Here is a 17,123-nt window from a genome sequence, read left to right as displayed (position 1 = left end):
GATGATGAACCCGATTCGCGGAGTCATCCTGGCGGTTCTGATGCTGGCGGCGGCGCAGGTGAGCGCCGCCTGCCACTGGCCGGCCTGGGAGCAATTTAAAAAAGAGTATGTGAGTAGCGAAGGGCGGGTGGTTGATCCCGCCGATTCGCGAAAAATCACCACCTCCGAAGGACAAAGCTACGCCTTGTTCTTCGCACTGGCGGCAAACGATCGCGACGCTTTCGGCAAGCTGTTCCAGTGGACCCAGAACAACCTGGCGGCGGGCGACCTGCGTGCGCACCTGCCGGGCTGGCTGTGGGGCAAAAAGAGCGATGAGGAGTGGACCTTGCTGGACAGCAACTCCGCGTCTGACTCCGATTTATGGATAGCCTGGTCGCTGCTGGAAGCGGGGCGGTTGTGGCAGATGCCGCAGTACACCGAGGTGGGCAAGGCGCTCTTGTCGCGTATCGCCGATGAAGAAGTGACGGATGTGCCGGGGTTCGGACCCATGGTTCTCCCCGGCAAAGTTGGCTTTGCCGACGATAAAGGCTGGCGCTTTAACCCCAGCTACCTTCCGCCACAGCTTGCCAGCTACTTCAGCCGCTTTGGCGCCCCCTGGCTGAAACTGCGCGACAGCAACCTGCGTTTTCTGCTGGAGACGGCGCCCAAAGGTTTTTCCCCTGACTGGGTGCGTTACGAAAAAGGACAAGGCTGGCAGCTGAAGGCGGACAAACCGATAATCGGCAGCTACGACGCGATCCGCGTCTATCTGTGGGTCGGGATGCTGGATGACGGGGATAAACAGAAAGCGCGACTGCTGGCTGGTTTTAAACCGATGGAAGCGCAGACGATTCGCCAGGGCGTTCCGCCGGAAAAAGCGAATATCGCAACCGGTAAAACGACCGGCAACGGCCCGGTCGGATTTTCCGCGTCGATGCTGCCGTTTTTACAAAATGACGACGCCCGGGCGATACAGCGCCAGCGCGTCGCAGACCACTATCCAGGTGCCGATGCCTACTATAGTGCGGTCCTGACTCTTTTTGGCCAGGGATGGGATCAACATCGTTTTCGTTTCACTGCGGGTGGCGAATTACGACCTGACTGGGACCAGGAATGCGTAAGTTCAGATTAAGTATTATCACGCTGTCTCTCGGGCTTGCCCTGCTGCCGGTGGCGCAGGCGGCGACAACCCCTGCCCAGGAGCATCTGCTGGAGCAGGTTCGGCTGGGCGAAGCGAGCCATCGTGAAGATCTGGTTAAGCAATCCCTCTATCGCCTCGAGCTGATTGACCCGAATAATCCGCAATTAATTGCCGCGCGAATGCGTTATCTGCTGCGCCAGGGCGACAGCGACGGCGCCAGAAAACAGCTCGACAGGCTGGCAAAACTGGCCCCCGATTCCGCAGAGCTGAAATCCTCCCGTAGCGAAATGAACCTCAACACCGGCGACGGGAGGCAGGAGCTTCAGCAGGCGCGTCTGCTGGGTGTATCGGGACGCGTAGAAGAGGGCGTGGCCGCCTTTGAAAAATTGTTCGGCGGCGTGCCGCCCGATCAGACCCTCGCGATTGAATACTGGGCGCTGGTGGCTCGTCTCCCGGCGCGACATAAAGAAGCCGTCGCTCAACTGAAGAAGCTGGATGCCAGCTCTCCGGGCAATGCCGACCTGCAGGCGGCGTTAGCCAAACAGATGTTTGCTGACAATAAGCCGGCGGAAGGGTTTGCCTATTTAGAACAAATGTCGCGTTCGGCCGCCGGTCGCGGCGCTGCCGCCGATATGTGGCTCAGCGAAATCAAAGATATGCCGGTCAGCCGGGCCAGCGTGCAGGAACTGCAGCGTTTCCTGGCCCTGTTTACAACCGGTGAATCGGCAGCGAATGCCCGCGTGTTGCTGGCTCAGCAGCAGACTCAACTGCAGGATCCGACGTTTCGCGTGCGTTCTGAAGGGCTGGCGGCGGTTAAAAATGACAACCCCGCCCAGGCCGTGGCCAATTTACAGCAGGCCGTACGGGCCGATGCCCGGGACAGCGATGCCGTGGGCGCCCTGGGTCAGGCCTATTCGCAGCGTGGCGACAGAGCCCGTGCCGTCGCACAGCTGAACAAAGCGATCGCGATGGATCCGAAAAGCCCGAATCGCGATAAATGGGACAGCCTGCTCCAGACGAACCGCTACTGGTTGTTGATCAAACAGGGCGATACCGCGCTGAAGGCCGGAGAGCTGGATCGGGCGCAAAACTATTATGCGCAGGCTCAGCGAGTCGACGGTACCGATAGCTATGCGGTGCTCGGGCTCGGAGATGTGGCGGCAGCGCGCAAAGATAATGCCGCAGCGGAGCGCTATTATCAGCGCACCCTGCGGATGGATCGCGGCAACAACCTGGCGGTTCGCGGGTTGGCTAATCTTTATCGTGCGCAATCGCCGGAAAAAGCCAGCGCCTATATCGCCGGTCTGTCGCCTGCCCAGCGGCGCAGCATTGATGATATCGAGCGCAGCCTGACCAATGAACGACTGGAAAAACAGGCCGCAGCGCTGGAAAGCCAAAGCAACTGGGCGCAGGCGGCGGAAGTCCAGCGTCGGCGTCTGGCGCTTGACCCGGATAGCGTGTGGATTACCTACCGTTTATCCCGCGATTTAGTCAGCGCAGGCGAACAGGCACAGGCCGATACGCTGATGCGTAATATGGTCAGCCGCAGGCCGGGGGATGCCGAGCGGGTTTATGCCTGGGGTCTCTATTTATCCGGCAATAATCAGGACGATCTGGCGCTGGCGCAGCTTGCTGCCCTGCCGCGCAGTCAGTGGACGGATAACATTCGTGAGCTGGATGCGCGCCTACAGAGCGATAAGGTGATACGTCAGGCTAACCAGCTGCGTGACAGCGGCCAGGAAGCACAGGCTATCGCCCTCCTTCAACAGCAGCCGCCGTTGGTTCGCTACCAGCTTACGCTTGCGGACTGGGCGCAGCAACGCGGCGATAGCCAGACGGCGATTGCGCAGTACAACGTGGTGCTGAGTAAAGAGGCTGACAACGGTGATGCCCGTCTGGGACTGGCGGAAGTCTATCTTGCCGAAGGCGATAAAAATGCCGCGCGCGCGCAGGTCAGCCAGCTGAAAGGCGGTGAGACCGACTCCATCAATATGCAGCGGCGGGTGGCCCTGGCGAACGCAGGGTTTGGCGATACAACCCAGGCGCAGCAAATTTTTAACCGTATTATCCCGCAGGCTAAAGCGCAGCCACCGTCGATGGAAAGCGCGCTGGTGCTGCGCGATGCGGCCCGATTCCAGACCCAGAACGGCCAGCCGCAGATGGCGCTGGAGAGTTATAAAGATGCCATGGTGGCCTCCGGCGTGACCCCGGTCCGCCCGCAGGATAACGATGCCTTTACCCGTCTGACCCGGAACAACAGCGGCGATGACTGGCTGAAGCGTGGGATCCGCAGCGATGCCGCGGATCTCTATCGCCAGCAGGATTTGAATGTCACCCTGGAACATGATTTCTGGGGATCCAGCGGTACCGGCGGCTATTCCGATCTCAAAGCGCACACCACGATGCTGCATGTGGATGCGCCGCTTGCCGACGGGCGCATGTTCTTCCGCACCGACCTGGTCAATATGGATGCCGGCAGCTTCTCAACGAACAGCGACGGCAGCTATTCGCCAAACTGGGGGACCTGCGGTGAAATTGCCTGCACCAGCGGTAGCAAAAACCAGACCGACGGTGGGGCCAGCGTTGCGGTGGGCTGGAAGAACGAGACCTGGAGCGCGGATATCGGTACCACCCCGATGGGCTTTAACGTGGTTGATGTGGTGGGCGGCCTGAGCTACAGCAACGATCTCGGACCGATCGGCTACACCCTCAATATGCATCGTCGGCCGGTTTCCAGCTCGCTGCTCGCCTTTGGCGGACAGAAAGACAGCAGCAGCCATACCGGGATAACCTGGGGCGGCGTCCGGGCTGACGGCGGCGGCGTGAGCATGAGCTACGATAAGGGCGAAGCCAACGGCGTCTGGTCTTCGTTGGGCGTCGATCGACTCACGGGGAAAAACGTGGCCGACAACTGGCGCGTGCGCTGGATGACCGGTTACTACTATAAAGTCATCAATGAAGATAACCGCCGCGTCACGGTGGGCCTGAACAATATGCTCTGGCATTATGACAAAGACCTGAGCGGCTATACCCTGGGCCAGGGCGGCTACTATAGCCCGCAGGAGTATATTTCGTTCGCGGTACCGGTCACCTGGCGCCAGCGTACGGAAAACTGGTCATGGGAACTGGGGGGATCCGTCTCCTGGTCGCACTCGCGTACCAAAACCATGCCGCGCTATCCGTTGCTGAATTTGATTCCCTCGGACTATCGGGCCGATGCCAGTCAGTTGACGGAACAAGGCAGCAGCAGCCAGGGCTTTGGTTATACTGCCCGGGCGCTGGTTGAGCGACGTGTCACCGGCAACTGGTTCGTGGGGGCGGCGGTGGATATTCAACAGGCGAAGGATTATACCCCGAGCCATGCGCTGCTCTACGTGCGCTATTCGGCCGCCGGCTGGCAGGGTGATATGGATATGCCGCCGCAGCCGCTGGTGCCTTACGCGGACTGGTAGCAGAATAGCCTGAATTACGCGATCGGGCGTCACTCCACCCGCCGGTTCGCGTATACTCGTCAAACTTCGCCCGTCTTTGTTAATTCTGGCCGTCTTTCCCTCGCTGGCGCTACGCTTATCGGGGCGACAGACCAATGCCGTCGCCTGGCTCCGGTAAGGGGTCAGCGGCAATCCGGGAAAATAACGCGCAGACATCACGTCACCCCTTGCGGACGCGAGCGAAGGATTTAAGTATATAATCATCCCGAAAACGACCGGTTTTGATGGAATTAAACCGGGTTGGTGTTAAGTATCAGTGGAGAACCCAGTTGCGCGTCAGCCGCTCACTTACAATTAAACAGATGGCGATGGTCGCGGGCGTGTCCATGGCGTTTGTATTGGTATTTTGTTCTATTTTGCTGTTTCACTTTGTGCAACAGAGTCGCTTCATTACGGCCACGCAATTAGAAAGTATCGCTCGTTCCGTTCGCGAACCCCTGTCGGGGGCTATTCTGAAAGCGGATATCCCTGAGGCGGAAGCCATTCTGGGGCGTATCCAGCCTGCTGGTATTGTCAGCCGGGCGGATGTGGTGTTGCCCAATCAATTTCAGGCGCTGCGGATGCGTTTTATCCCGGAGCGCCCGGTACCGGTGATGGTGACTCGCATTTTCGAACTCCCGGTACAGATCTCCCTGCCGATTTACTCCCTGGAGAGGCCAGCCAACCCGCAGCCGATAGCCTATCTGGTGCTGCAGGCCGACTCCTGGCAGACCTACAAATTCGTCATGAGCGTGCTTTCTACGTTAGTGACCGCTTACTTCTTGCTGGTGCTTATTCTGACGGTGGCTATCACATGGTGTATCAACCGTCTGATCGTCCGTCCGCTGCGTAAGCTGGCCCGTGAGCTCAATGATGTTGCGCCGCAGGACCGGCTCGGGCACCAGCTGACGCTGCCGCGTCTGCACCATGACGATGAAATAGGCCTGCTGGTGCGCAGCTATAACCGCAATCAGCAGACCCTGCTGCGCCAGCACGATGAGCTGACCTTACAGTCCACCCGCTTCCCGGTATCCGAGCTGCCGAATAAGGCTTTTTTGATGGCCCTGCTGGAGCAGACCGTCGCCCGGCCGCAAAGCTCGGCTTTGCTGGTTATCGCCTGCGAAACATTGCAGGACACCGCGGGGGTACTGAAAGAGACCCAGCGCGAGATCCTGCTGCTGACGCTGGTGGAGAAGCTGCGGGGGATTATCCCGTCGCGGATGGTGCTGGCTCAGATTAGCGGCTATGACTTCGCGATTCTGGCCCACGGAATGAGCGAGCCGTGGCACGCGGTGACATTAAGTAAGCAAGTGCTCACAGTCATAAATGAACGGCTGCCGCTACAGGGTATTCAACTGCGCCCCTGCGCCAGCGTGGGTATCGCGATGTTTAACGGCGAACTGAGCGCGGAACAGCTCTATCGTCGGGCATTTTCTGCCGCCATCGCCGCGCGGCACAAAGGTAAAAACCAGATTGAATTCTTCGATCCGGCGCAGATGGAAAAAGCCCAGCGTCGGCTGATGGAAGAGCACGACATCCTGACCGCGCTGGATAATCATCAGTTTGCTATCTGGCTTCAGCCCCAGGTTGATGCCGCCAGCGGTGAGGTCTGCGGGGCGGAAGTGCTGCTGCGGCAACGCCAGCCCGACGGTAGCTGGTCGCTCCCTGCGGATCTGATTGAACGCATTGAAGCCTGCGGGCTGATGGTGCCGGTAGGTTACTGGGTGATGGAAGAAGCCTGTCGTCAGCTGGCCGCATGGCAAAGCCTGGGCATCATGTTGCCGCTGTCGGTGAACGTTTCGCTGCTGCAGCTGCTGCACCACGATCGCGGTACCGAGATGCTGACGTTACTGGATCGCTATCGCATTGCGCCTGGGACGCTGGTGCTGGAGATTACGGAAAGCCGTCATCTGGACGACCCGCAGACGGTGGTGTCGCTGCTGCGCCCGCTACGTGAGGCCGGCGTGCGGATCGCGCTGGATGATTTCGGTATGGGCTATGCCGGGCTGCGTCAGCTCCAGCATATGAAATCGCTGCCGGTCGATATCCTGAAAATCGATAAAGCCTTTATTGATATGTTGCCCGAGGATACCAGCATGGTTCCGGCGATTATCCAGCTGGCGCGCGGCCTTAATCTGCGCATCGTGGCGGAAGGGGTAGAAAAAGAGCCGCAGTATCACTGGTTGCAGGCGGCCGGCGTGGATGTCGTTCAGGGGTTCCTGTTTGGTTGCGCTTTGTCGCAGGAGGCCTTTATGACGCAGTTCTTGCGAGGCAAGAATGAAGAGGGTGCAAGCTTGTAACGCGCGTGGTGAACTTGTGCGTGTCAGCTCAAAGTTTTTAACAATTCCGTTGCATTTTTGCGGTTAGTTATTTCTGAAATGTTTCCCTGGTGTTACTTTTAAGCCACAGACAGCCTATACCCCTTCAAGGTCTGTGGTTTTACCCAAAGGACACCCTATGAAAACCTCTCTCTTCAAAAGCCTCTATGTGCAGGTTTTGTCGGCCATTGCGATCGGTATTCTGCTGGGCCATTTCTACCCGGAACTGGGCGCGCAGATGAAACCTCTCGGCGATGCCTTCGTTAAACTGATAAAAATGGTTATCGCGCCGGTTATTTTCTGTACGGTTGTGACCGGTATTGCCGGGATGGAAAGTATGAAAGCCGTCGGCCGTACCGGTGCGGTGGCGCTACTCTATTTCGAAGTGGTCAGTACCGCAGCGCTGATTATCGGCCTGATTATTGTTAACGTGGTGCAACCCGGCGCCGGAATGAACGTCGACCCGGCGACCCTGGATGCCCATGCGGTGGCGGTCTACGCCGAGCAGGCGAAAGAACAGGGGATTGTCGCCTTCCTGCTGGATATTATCCCCGGCAGCGTCATCGGCGCCTTTGCCAGCGGCAACATCCTGCAGGTACTGATGTTTGCCGTGCTGTTTGGCTTTGCGCTGCATCGCCTCGGGAGCAAAGGCCAGCTCATTTTTAACGTCATCGAAAGTTTCTCGCAGGTGATCTTCGGCATCATCAACATGATTATGCGCCTTGCGCCAATCGGTGCTTTCGGGGCCATGGCCTTCACCATCGGGAAATACGGTGTCGGCACCCTGGTGCAACTGGGTCAGCTGATCGTCTGCTTCTATATCACCTGTATCCTGTTCGTGGTGGTGGTACTGGGTTCTATTGCCCGCGTGACCGGGTTTAGCATTTTCAAGTTCATCCGCTACATCCGTGAAGAGCTGCTGATTGTCCTTGGGACCTCTTCGTCCGAATCGGCGCTGCCGCGTATGCTGGACAAGATGGAGAAGCTGGGCTGTCGTAAATCGGTCGTGGGGCTGGTGATTCCAACCGGCTACTCCTTTAACCTCGACGGGACCTCGATCTATCTGACGATGGCGGCGGTCTTTATTGCTCAGGCGACGAACAGTCATATGGATATTTTCCATCAGATTACCCTGCTGGTCGTGCTGTTGCTCTCCTCAAAAGGAGCGGCGGGGGTGACGGGGAGCGGCTTTATCGTTCTGGCGGCAACGATTTCTGCGGTAGGGCATTTGCCGGTCGCCGGTCTGGCGCTAATCCTGGGGATTGACCGTTTTATGTCTGAAGCACGCGCGTTGACCAACCTGGTGGGTAACGGTGTGGCGACTATCGTGGTGGCAAAATGGGTGAAAGAACTGGACAGCCAGCAGCTGGATGATGTCCTGAATAACCGCGAGCCAACCAACAAATCGCACGAATTATCCTCTTAAATCCTTCTGTTAGGCCCGTTGTCCTTGCTGGACTCCGGGCTCCTGCGCATAATTAGGTATCATTCCCCGCAGCAGGGGAATGATACGAAATGATTATTTTACGTCTCCGTGCGACATTTTCATCTCCGCGTGGTCTAACCGACGTACTTCGTTCACCATATTTTTTGGCAGCCCGCGCGCGGGTTGCTTTTGTAACCAGGAATGTTCATCAGGGGTTCACATGCAGGGCACAAAAATTCGACTGTTAACGGGTGGTTTGCTGATGATGGCAGCAGCCGGTTATGTGCAAGCAGAAGCGCTCCAGCCGGACCCGGCCTGGCAACAGGGGACTCTCGCGAATGGACTTCAGTGGCAGGTTTTAGCCACGCCGCAGCGTCCTAGCGATCGTATTGAAGTCCGTCTGTTCGTAAATATTGGCTCGCTGAGTGAGAGCACTCAGCAGAGCGGCTTTAGCCACTTTATTCCTCGTCTGGCGCTGACGCAGAGCGGCAGTCTGCCGACAATGCAGGCGCGTTCGCTATGGCAACAAAGCATCGACCCCAATCGTCCGATGCCGCCCGCGATCGTCTCGTATAGCTACACCATGTTTAATCTCAGCCTGCCGAATAACCGCAATGATCTGCTGAAAGAGGCGTTGAACTGGCTGTCGGATGCCAGCGGAAAGCTGGTCGTGACGCCGGAATCGGTGAATCATGCCCTGCAGGGGGATGACATGGTGGCGACCTGGCCGTTGGACACCAAAGATGGCTGGTGGCGCTATCGTCTGAAAGGTTCCACGATGCTGGGACATGATCCGGGCACCCCGTTGAAAAAACCGGTCGATATTGCTCAGCTGAAGGCGTTCTATCAGAAATGGTATACCCCGGATGCCATGACGCTGATCGTGGTGGGTAACGTCGATAGCCGCAGCGTGGCGGAGCAGATCAACAAGACCTTCGGTGAGCTGAAAGGCAAACGCGAAACGCCGGCGGCGGTGCCGACGCTGGCGCCGCTCCCGACGACGCCGGTGAGCATCATGACCAAAACGGTGCGTCAGGATAAGCTGTCGATCATGTGGGATTCCCCGTGGCAGCCGATTCGCGACTCTGTGGCTCTGCAGCGCTACTGGCGTGACGATCTGGCGCGTGAGGCGCTGTTCTGGCATGTGCAACAGAGCCTGAGCAGGAGCAATGCCAAAGACGTTAACCTCGGCTTTGATTGTCGGGTGCTGTATCAGCGCGCGCAGTGCGCCATTAATATTGAATCACCGGGCAATAAACTCAACGCAAACCTGACCGCAGTCTCCCGCGAACTGGCGAAGGTACGCGATAACGGCTTGCCGGAAGAAGAGTTTGATGCGCTGATTGCGCAGAAAAACCTGGAGCTGCAGAAGCTGTTTGCCACCTACGCGCGCACCGATACCGACATTCTGATTAGCCAGCGTATCCGCTCGTTGCAAAACCAGGTGGTGGATATCGCGCCGGAGCAGTATCAGAAGCTGCGTCAGGAGTTTCTGGACTCTCTGACCGTGGATATGCTGAATCAGTATCTGCGCCAGCAGCTGTCGCAGGATATGGCGCTGGTACTGCAACAACCGCAGGGTGAGCCGGAATACAATATGAAGGATCTGAAGGCGACATGGGAAAGGCTGATGATGCCAGCCCCGGCTGCGGCAACCAGCGGCGGCGCGGCTGAAGCGCATAACGACGCCTCAGATATTCCTCCTGCGCAGTAAATCAGCGGCTATCTCCGGTCTGCATTGCGTGACCGGGAAGTTCCCGGGCGGCGGGGTAAACCCCTTGCCCGGGCTACAGATTACATACGGCACCGATCGTAGCCCCGCTAAACGCCGCGCGAGCGGGGTAGATGTTGGCGAACGGCGGTGCGATCGCCCGGCCTGGACTACTGCGGCATCGCGTCGCGCGGGATAATCGCCCCACGATACTGAATGACCGTGCTGGCCGTCAGGTGGCCGCGTCTGGCGGCAGATTCCGCATCGCCGCCGGTCAGGCGCACCGCCAGATAACCGGCGCTAAACGAATCGCCTGCCGCGGTGGTATCCACTACGCACTCTTTTGCCAGCTTCACGGCCGGTACGTCCAGCAGCGGCTGGCCGGCGATCGCCACCAGGCATGAATCCGCGCCTCGCTTCACCACCACCTCTTGCACGCCCGCGGCATGAGTGCGGGCAATGACTTCATCGACCGGCTTTTCACCCCACAGCGCATCTTCGTCATCCAGCGTCAGGAAGGCGATATCGGTGCAGGCCAGCATCTGTTGATAGACCTGGCGGGTCTCTTCCTGGCTGGCCCACAGGCGCGGGCGGTAGTTATTATCAAAAATGACCTTCCCGCCGTTAGCGCGACATTCGCGCAGCAGCGTCAGCAGCTTGTCGCGGCTGGTCGGGCTGAGGATGGCCAGGCTGATTCCGCTGAGATAGAGATAGTCAAAGGTGGCCAGCTCTTCACAGATTGCGGCAGCCTGCTCGCTCTCCAGCCAGAATTTTGCCGCTGCCTCGTTACGCCAGTAATAAAACGTCCGCTCGCCGGTATCGTCGGTTTCGATGTAGTACAGACCGGGTAAGCGGTCGGCCATCCGTTGAATCAGGTTGGTGTGGACCTTCTCCTGCTGCCAGGCATCCAGCATCTGCTGGCTGAATCCATCGGTACCTAGCGCGGTAACGTAGTGGACGGCGAGTGCGCTGGCATCGGTCTGGCGCGCAATATAGACGGAAGTGTTTAAGGTATCGCCGCCAAATCCGCGGTTTACCGCCGCGTTTTTCTCTGACAGCTCAATCATACATTCGCCAATGACGGCAATTTTTTTAGACATAATCATGACCTGAGATGGAATCGAATAAGCGCGAGTGTGCGCCGCGCCGTTTTTATGGTCAATTATATTAAAACAATGTTCCATTATTTTTTTGACCTGACGCGTGGAATGTGACGAAAAGCGCATTTGTCAGAGAAAGATGTGCTTTTCAACTATATTCAGAACTGACGAGACGCAAAAGGAGCGGAGAGGGGATGACCAGAACCCGTAAAACGATTGCCATTATCTCGGGAACGATACTCGTAGCGATCGTTCTGTTTTTCATCGTGCTGGCGACCTTTGACTGGAATCGCCTGAAACCGACGATCAACCAGAAGGTCTCAGCCGAGCTGAATCGACCGTTTGCGATTCGCGGCGACCTCGGCATTGTCTGGGAGCGCCAGCCAGGCGAGAGCGGCTGGCGGCGCTGGATCCCCTGGCCGCACATCCATGCCGAAGATATTGTTCTCGGCAACCCGCCGGCGATCCCTCAGGTCACCATGGTGCATCTGCCGCGCGTTGAAGCCACCCTGGCGCCGCTGGCGTTGCTTACCAGAACCGTTTACCTGCCGTGGATTAAGCTGGAACAGCCCGATGCCCGCCTGATTCGGCTGTCGGAAAAAAATAATAACTGGACCTTTACCCTGGCCTCCGATGCCGCGTCCACCGAACGGCCCGCCTCTTCCGGCTGGTCTTTCCGCCTGGATAATATTCTGTTCGATCGCGGACGGATAGCCATTGATGACAAGGTGACGCGCGCGGATATCACGATCCTGGTCGATCCGCTCGGCAAGCCGCTGCCCTTCAGCGAGGTGAGCGGCGAGAAGGACAAAGAGGGGTCGGCAAAAGCCGGAGACTATATTTTTGGCCTGCAGGCGAAGGGGACCTATAACGGGCAGCCGCTCCAGGGCGACGGTAAAATCGGCGGCATGTTGGCGCTGCGCAGCGAGGGGGAGCCGTTCCCGCTGCAGGGGGACTTTCGCTCCGGCAACACCCGGGTCGCCTTTAGCGGCACGGTCAGCGATCCCCTCAATCTCGGGGGCGTGGATCTGCGTTTGAAGTTCTCCGGGGCCTCGCTGCGGGATCTGTACGAGCTGACCGGGGTGGTGCTGCCGGATACGCCGGCCTTCTCGACCGACGGCCATCTGCGCGCCACTTTTCAGGATCCGAAAGGCGCGCGTTTCGCCTATCGTGATTTTAACGGCCGTATTGGCGAGAGTGATATCCACGGTTCCTTGACCTACAGCACTGGCAAACCGCGACCGAAGCTGGAGGGCGATGTCGCTTCACGACAGCTACGGCTGGCGGATCTTGGCCCGCTCATTGGCGTGAATACAGGCACAAAAACCGCCGGAGGCGAGCAACGTAAAGGCGCAGCTTCAGCGCAGCCTGCGGGGAAAGTGTTACCGTACGATCGCTTTGATACCGATAAATGGCAGCTGATGGACGCCGATGTGCGCTTTAAAGGCGGGCGGATTGAGCACGGCGGCACTTTGCCGGTTAGCGACCTTTCCACCCATGTGATCCTGGAACGAGGTGACCTGCGCCTGCAGCCGCTGCGCTTTGGCCTGGCGAACGGCACAATTGCCGGCAGCCTCCATCTGCAGGGCAATAAGAAACCATTGCAGGGGGAAGCCAACCTGCAGGCGCGGCGTCTGAAGCTGAAGGCGCTGATGCCGAAAGTCGAAATGATGCAGAAGACGCTCGGGGAGATGAATGGCGACGTACAGCTGCGCGGGAGCGGCAATTCGGTGGCGGCGCTGCTGGGCAACAGCAACGGCAATCTGAAGCTGCTGATGAACGACGGTCTGATTAGCCGTAACCTGATGGAAATCCTCGGTCTGAACGTGGGTAACTATGTTATCGGGCAGATATTTGGCGATGATGAGGTCCGGGTGAACTGCGCGGCGGCAAATATCAATGTGACTAACGGCGTGGCGCGGCCGCAGATTTTTGCCTTTGATACCGAAAATGCGCTGATTAACGTGACCGGCACCGCCAGCTTTGCTTCGGAACAGCTCGACCTGACCATTGATCCGGAGAGTAAGGGATTGCGTATTATTACCCTACGCTCTCCGCTGTACGTGCGCGGGACCTTTCAATCGCCGAATGCCGGGGTGAAGGCCGGGCCGTTGATCGCGCGCGGCGCGGTAGCGGCGGCGCTGGCGACATTAGTCACGCCGGCGGCGGCCCTGCTGGCGCTGGTATCGCCTGCGGAAGGGGATGCCAATCAGTGCCGGGCGATTTTATCGCAGATGAAAAAGTAAACGAATGGAAGAAGCGTGCCCGGCGCGGCGCGCCGGGCAGTAAGGGATTACAGCGACTGATGGCGCGTTTCGTGGGTCAACAGCAGCGCAATCAGCGTCAGCCCGGCCATGGCCGCGAGATAGAGGCCGACCGCCATCAGGCCGTAGTTGCCCTGTAACCAGGCGGCAATATACGGTGCGACGGAGGCGCCGAGAATCGACGAAACGTTATACGAGAACGATGCGCCGGTGTAGCGAACTTCCGTCGGAAACAGCTCCGGCAGCAGCGCACCCATCGGGCCGAAGGTCAGCCCCATCAGGCTCAGGCCCAACAGCAGGAAGGCGAAGACCAGAACCGGCTGACCGGAGCCCAGCAGCGGTTTAAAGGCGAACAGCGCGAAGAGGATAATCATCGTGGTAATCACGATCATGCTCTTACGGCGACCAAACGCGTCGGCCAGCAGACCCGCCACCGGCACCATCACGCCGAAGCCAATGACCGCCATCATCAGCATCCACAGCACTTCGTTCCGCGGCAGGCCGAGACCCACCGGCGCGGCGCCGGTACTGAACGTCATGGAATAGACGGTCATGATATAGAACAGGGTATAGGTCGCCAGCATGATAAAGGTGCCGAGCACGGTGACGCGCACATGCTTCGTCAGCAGGGTCCCCAGCGGGATTTTGACCTGTTTCTTCGCGGCGGCGATTTTGGCGAACACCGGCGTCTCGTGCAGCGACACGCGCACATACAACCCGATAATCACCAGCACGGCGGAGAAGATAAACGGTACGCGCCAGCCCCATGCCATGAACTGCTGGTCGGTCAGCAGCCACGAGAGCAGCAGGAAGGTGCCGTTGGCGAAGAAGAAGCCGATAGGCGCGCCGAGCTGCGGGAAAGAGCCGTACAGCGCGCGCTTGCGCGGCGGGGCGTTTTCGGTCGCCAGCAGCGCCGCGCCGCCCCATTCACCGCCCAGCCCCAGCCCCTGGCCGAAGCGCGCCAGCGCCAGCAGCATCGGCGCCAGAATACCAATGCTCTCGTAACCGGGCAGCAGGCCGATCACCACCGTGGAGATGCCCATGGTCAGCAGCGAAGCGACCAGGGTGACCTTACGGCCGACGCGATCGCCGAAGTGGCCGAATAGCGCAGAGCCAATCGGACGGGCAATAAAGGCAATGGCAAACGTCGCCAGCGACTGTAGCGTAGCTGCGGCCGGGTCACCCTGCGGGAAGAAAATGTGCGGGAATACGATCACCGCGGCGGTGGCATAGATATAAAAGTCGAAGAACTCAATGGCGGTACCGATGAGGGAGGCGACGACGACTTTATTGCGTGAGTTAACCGGAGCGGTTTCCTGCTGCTTGTCGAGTGTGGTGGCTGTGGCTTGCATAGATCTTTCTTATTTTTAGCGAACGAAAGGTCATATAGCCACAGCAAAAGGGACATTTCAATCTGTAACAGGGGGCGTGAGTGGTGAAAAAATGGTCAAAAAGCGGATAATTTGCGTGCCGGAAAAATAACTTCTATGAAATGCTTCACACAAATAAAATAATAGTAGATAAAACCAGTTCCGCGTTAAATAAAAGTTACATGTTGGATTTATCTGCTGAAATGATGATTCGGGCTGAATTTTGTACCTTTCTTCAGCCCGATACGGCATCAATCGTGGGCTTTGCCCGGCATACGACGGTCATCCTTGTAGTCGGCCGTGGCGATCCACGCCGCGCAGAACAGCGTCAGGCGGGCGAAGAAATAGAAGAAGGCCATCAGGCCTAATACGGAGCCAAAGGCGGCGCCGGAAGGCGATTTCACCAGCGCGGGCAGGGTCCAGGTCATGATCATTTTTATGATTTCAAAACCGATAGCTGCAATCAGGGTACCGCGAATCAGCGCCTTACGCCGCGGACGGTGGCGCGGCAGGCGCCAGAAGATCCAGAAAAACAGCAAATAGTTGGCGAAGATGGAGATAGCAAGGCCGATCAGCCGCCAGGCCGGTTTCAACCACTCAATATTATCAAGATAGAGCGCGGAGATGATCATCTGCTGCGCGGAACCGGCGACCGAGGTTATCGATAACGTCACCACCAGCGCCACCAGCAGGCCGATCAACGAGATAAAATCACGGAAGTATTTCATCCAGATCTTTTCCTGGTCCTGCGGCGCTCGCTCCCAGACGTCGCGCGACTGGGCGCGAATCGCCTCCCGCAGGTTGCCCATCCAGTTAATACCGGAATAGAGCGCAACCAGCAGACCGACCAGGCCAACGGCGGTGCGTTGCTGGATGGCGGTATTAATGGTGTTTTTCAGCGTGGCGGCCAGCGTGGGGTCGCTGACATTAAGCAGGATTTTATCGAAAATGTCCTGCAGCAGCGTCGGGTGCCAGGCCAGCACAAAACCGGCGGCAGCGAAGGAGACCATCAGAATCGGGATCATCGACAGAAACGAAAAGTAGGTGATGGCCGCACCGAACTGGTTTCCCATCCTGTCGTTAAACCGTTCGGTTGCGCGCAGCAGGTGCGCAATAATCGGGTTCCTCTGAACTTTTTCTGCTGTTCCGGTGACGCTTTTTAACGCCTGATTCGCCTTCTGCGCCACGGCAGAGTCGTTGATGGCGGCCAGCGGGCTTTTACTTTTTTCCGGCGGCTGGCCCGGATCCTGGGTCGGGCGTTTCGCGTCGTTTTCCGATGTCATGAGTGATTTCTTCCTTTCTTTACAGCGAGATTCTTCAAAATTATATACGTAAAATCCTTCATAGACCTGCGAAGCGTCCGAACGACCGCCGGATAAAGGGCGGCGTCGCCTAATCGACGTACTCTTTCATCACGCTCCCCAGCCACTCCATAAACAGATGTACCCGACGGGAAAGGTTGCGTCGGTGCGGATAGATTAACGATACCGGCAGCGGTGCCGCGCGGTACTGCGGCAGGATGTCAATCAGCTCGCCGGTGCGCAGCGCTTCGCGGACGCCGGTACGCGGAACCTGGATAATCCCCAGCCCGGCCAGGCAGGCGGCCTGATAGGTTTCCGTGCTGTTAACGGTGAGCGTGCCGCCGGTCTTCACCCACTGGACAACGCCATCGCTCATCACCTCAAACCCCAGCGGGCGAGCGCCAGGGGTGCTGGCATAGTGAATAAGAGCATGACCGGCCAGATCGTCGAGCGTGGTCGGGTAGCCGAAGCGTGATAAATACTGCGGGCTGGCGCAGTTAATTTGCGTCAGCTTACCCAGCGGACGGGCGATCAGGCCGGAGTCTTTCAGCGTGCCGACGCGCACCACGCAGTCAAACCCCTCGCGAATCACATCCACCAACCGGTCGCTACTGCTCAGCTCCAGTTCAACGCCCGGGTACTGCTGCAAAAAAGCCGGCAGGCGCGGAATGATCAGTTTCCTGGCCAGTCCAACCGGCATATCCACCCGCAGGCGGCCGCTGATGGTGGCCGGATCGTGCTGAAACATGCCGTCCAGCTCATCGAGATTGCTGAGCAGGTCCCTGGCGCGTTCGTAATAGACCATCCCGTCCTGGGTGAGCTGAACCCGACGCGTGGTGCGGTGCAGCAGGCGCACCCCCAGATGGTTTTCCAGCGCCTGAATCTGGCGCGAGACACTCCCTTTAGGCAGGTTTAAGGTTTCGGCGGCGCGGGAAAAACTCTCCAGCTCCGCGACGCGGATGAACAGCTGCATTGCGTGAATTTTATCCATACCGAAACTCTATTGTTGTTAATTCTGGAACAGTAAAACGTAATTTAACGCA

The 17,123-nt window shown here is 58.3% G+C and carries 10 protein-coding genes; 6 read left to right on the top strand and 4 right to left on the bottom strand.

The features are described from left to right. Position 1 precedes the first annotated feature (1 nt). From bcsZ to MC50_RS07115, 5 genes are all read left to right on the top strand, one after another. The gene (bcsZ, locus tag MC50_RS07135) at positions 2–1,111 is read left to right on the top strand and encodes a cellulose synthase complex periplasmic endoglucanase BcsZ (protein ID WP_047663562.1); all 1,110 of its coding nucleotides are present in this window, start codon (positions 2–4) and stop codon (positions 1,109–1,111) included. Continuing rightward, positions 1,093–4,572 carry a cellulose synthase complex outer membrane protein BcsC gene (gene bcsC / locus MC50_RS07130; protein WP_047663561.1) on the top strand — a complete coding sequence of 1,160 codons (3,480 nt, stop codon included), beginning with the start codon at positions 1,093–1,095 and terminating at the stop codon, positions 4,570–4,572. Before bcsZ ends, bcsC begins: the two co-directional genes overlap by 19 nt. A gap of 308 nt (positions 4,573–4,880) precedes the next feature. Then, positions 4,881–6,890 carry a biofilm formation regulator HmsP gene (hmsP, locus tag MC50_RS07125; protein WP_047663560.1) on the top strand — a complete coding sequence of 670 codons (2,010 nt, stop codon included), beginning with the start codon at positions 4,881–4,883 and terminating at the stop codon, positions 6,888–6,890. 157 nt (positions 6,891–7,047) lie between these two features. Further along, the gene (locus tag MC50_RS07120; protein ID WP_032690342.1) at positions 7,048–8,334 is read left to right on the top strand and encodes a dicarboxylate/amino acid:cation symporter; all 1,287 of its coding nucleotides are present in this window, start codon (positions 7,048–7,050) and stop codon (positions 8,332–8,334) included. 220 nt (positions 8,335–8,554) lie between these two features. Next, positions 8,555–10,048 (top strand): M16 family metallopeptidase, encoded by a 1,494-nt coding sequence (locus tag MC50_RS07115; RefSeq protein WP_032696960.1) that lies wholly within the window; start codon positions 8,555–8,557, stop codon positions 10,046–10,048. Positions 10,049–10,215: 167 nt separating this feature from the next. Here the strand turns inward: MC50_RS07115 and kdgK are convergent, their stop codons facing one another. After that, the gene (gene kdgK, locus MC50_RS07110; protein WP_032697076.1) at positions 10,216–11,145 is read right to left on the bottom strand and encodes a 2-dehydro-3-deoxygluconokinase; all 930 of its coding nucleotides are present in this window, start codon (positions 11,143–11,145) and stop codon (positions 10,216–10,218) included. Positions 11,146–11,339: 194 nt separating this feature from the next. On the opposite strand from kdgK, the gene MC50_RS07105 reads away from it, so the two are divergent. Continuing rightward, the gene (locus MC50_RS07105; protein ID WP_032698593.1) at positions 11,340–13,391 is read left to right on the top strand and encodes an AsmA family protein; all 2,052 of its coding nucleotides are present in this window, start codon (positions 11,340–11,342) and stop codon (positions 13,389–13,391) included. Between the two features lie 47 nt (positions 13,392–13,438). On the opposite strand, the gene MC50_RS07100 is transcribed toward MC50_RS07105, so the two are convergent. The 3 genes from MC50_RS07100 to MC50_RS07090 form a co-directional block, all read right to left on the bottom strand. Next, positions 13,439–14,761 carry an MFS transporter gene (locus MC50_RS07100; RefSeq protein ID WP_032690344.1) on the bottom strand — a complete coding sequence of 441 codons (1,323 nt, stop codon included), beginning with the start codon at positions 14,759–14,761 and terminating at the stop codon, positions 13,439–13,441. 269 nt (positions 14,762–15,030) lie between these two features. Continuing rightward, positions 15,031–16,062, bottom strand: a complete 1,032-nt coding sequence (gene yhjD / locus MC50_RS07095) for an inner membrane protein YhjD (RefSeq protein ID WP_032690345.1) — start codon at positions 16,060–16,062, stop codon at positions 15,031–15,033. Between the two features lie 109 nt (positions 16,063–16,171). Next, complete coding sequence (locus MC50_RS07090) at positions 16,172–17,071, bottom strand: LysR family transcriptional regulator (protein ID WP_047663559.1); 900 nt, start codon at positions 17,069–17,071, stop codon at positions 16,172–16,174. Positions 17,072–17,123 lie beyond the last annotated feature (52 nt).

Source organism: Klebsiella planticola, assembly GCF_000783935.2.
Taxonomy (GTDB): Bacteria; Pseudomonadota; Gammaproteobacteria; order Enterobacterales; family Enterobacteriaceae; genus Klebsiella; species Klebsiella planticola.
This window is presented reverse-complemented; position numbering and strand designations above follow the sequence as displayed.

Coding starts and splice junctions, on each gene's coding strand:
- bcsZ (WP_047663562.1), top strand. CDS start 2: ATGATGAACCCGATTCGCGGAGTCATCCTGGCGGTTCTGATGCTGGCG.
- bcsC (WP_047663561.1), top strand. CDS start 1,093: ATGCGTAAGTTCAGATTAAGTATTATCACGCTGTCTCTCGGGCTTGCC.
- MC50_RS07120 (WP_032690342.1), top strand. CDS start 7,048: ATGAAAACCTCTCTCTTCAAAAGCCTCTATGTGCAGGTTTTGTCGGCC.
- MC50_RS07115 (WP_032696960.1), top strand. CDS start 8,555: ATGCAGGGCACAAAAATTCGACTGTTAACGGGTGGTTTGCTGATGATG.
- kdgK (WP_032697076.1), bottom strand. CDS start 11,145: ATGTCTAAAAAAATTGCCGTCATTGGCGAATGTATGATTGAGCTGTCA.
- MC50_RS07105 (WP_032698593.1), top strand. CDS start 11,340: ATGACCAGAACCCGTAAAACGATTGCCATTATCTCGGGAACGATACTC.
- MC50_RS07100 (WP_032690344.1), bottom strand. CDS start 14,761: ATGCAAGCCACAGCCACCACACTCGACAAGCAGCAGGAAACCGCTCCG.
- yhjD (WP_032690345.1), bottom strand. CDS start 16,062: ATGACATCGGAAAACGACGCGAAACGCCCGACCCAGGATCCGGGCCAG.
- MC50_RS07090 (WP_047663559.1), bottom strand. CDS start 17,071: ATGGATAAAATTCACGCAATGCAGCTGTTCATCCGCGTCGCGGAGCTG.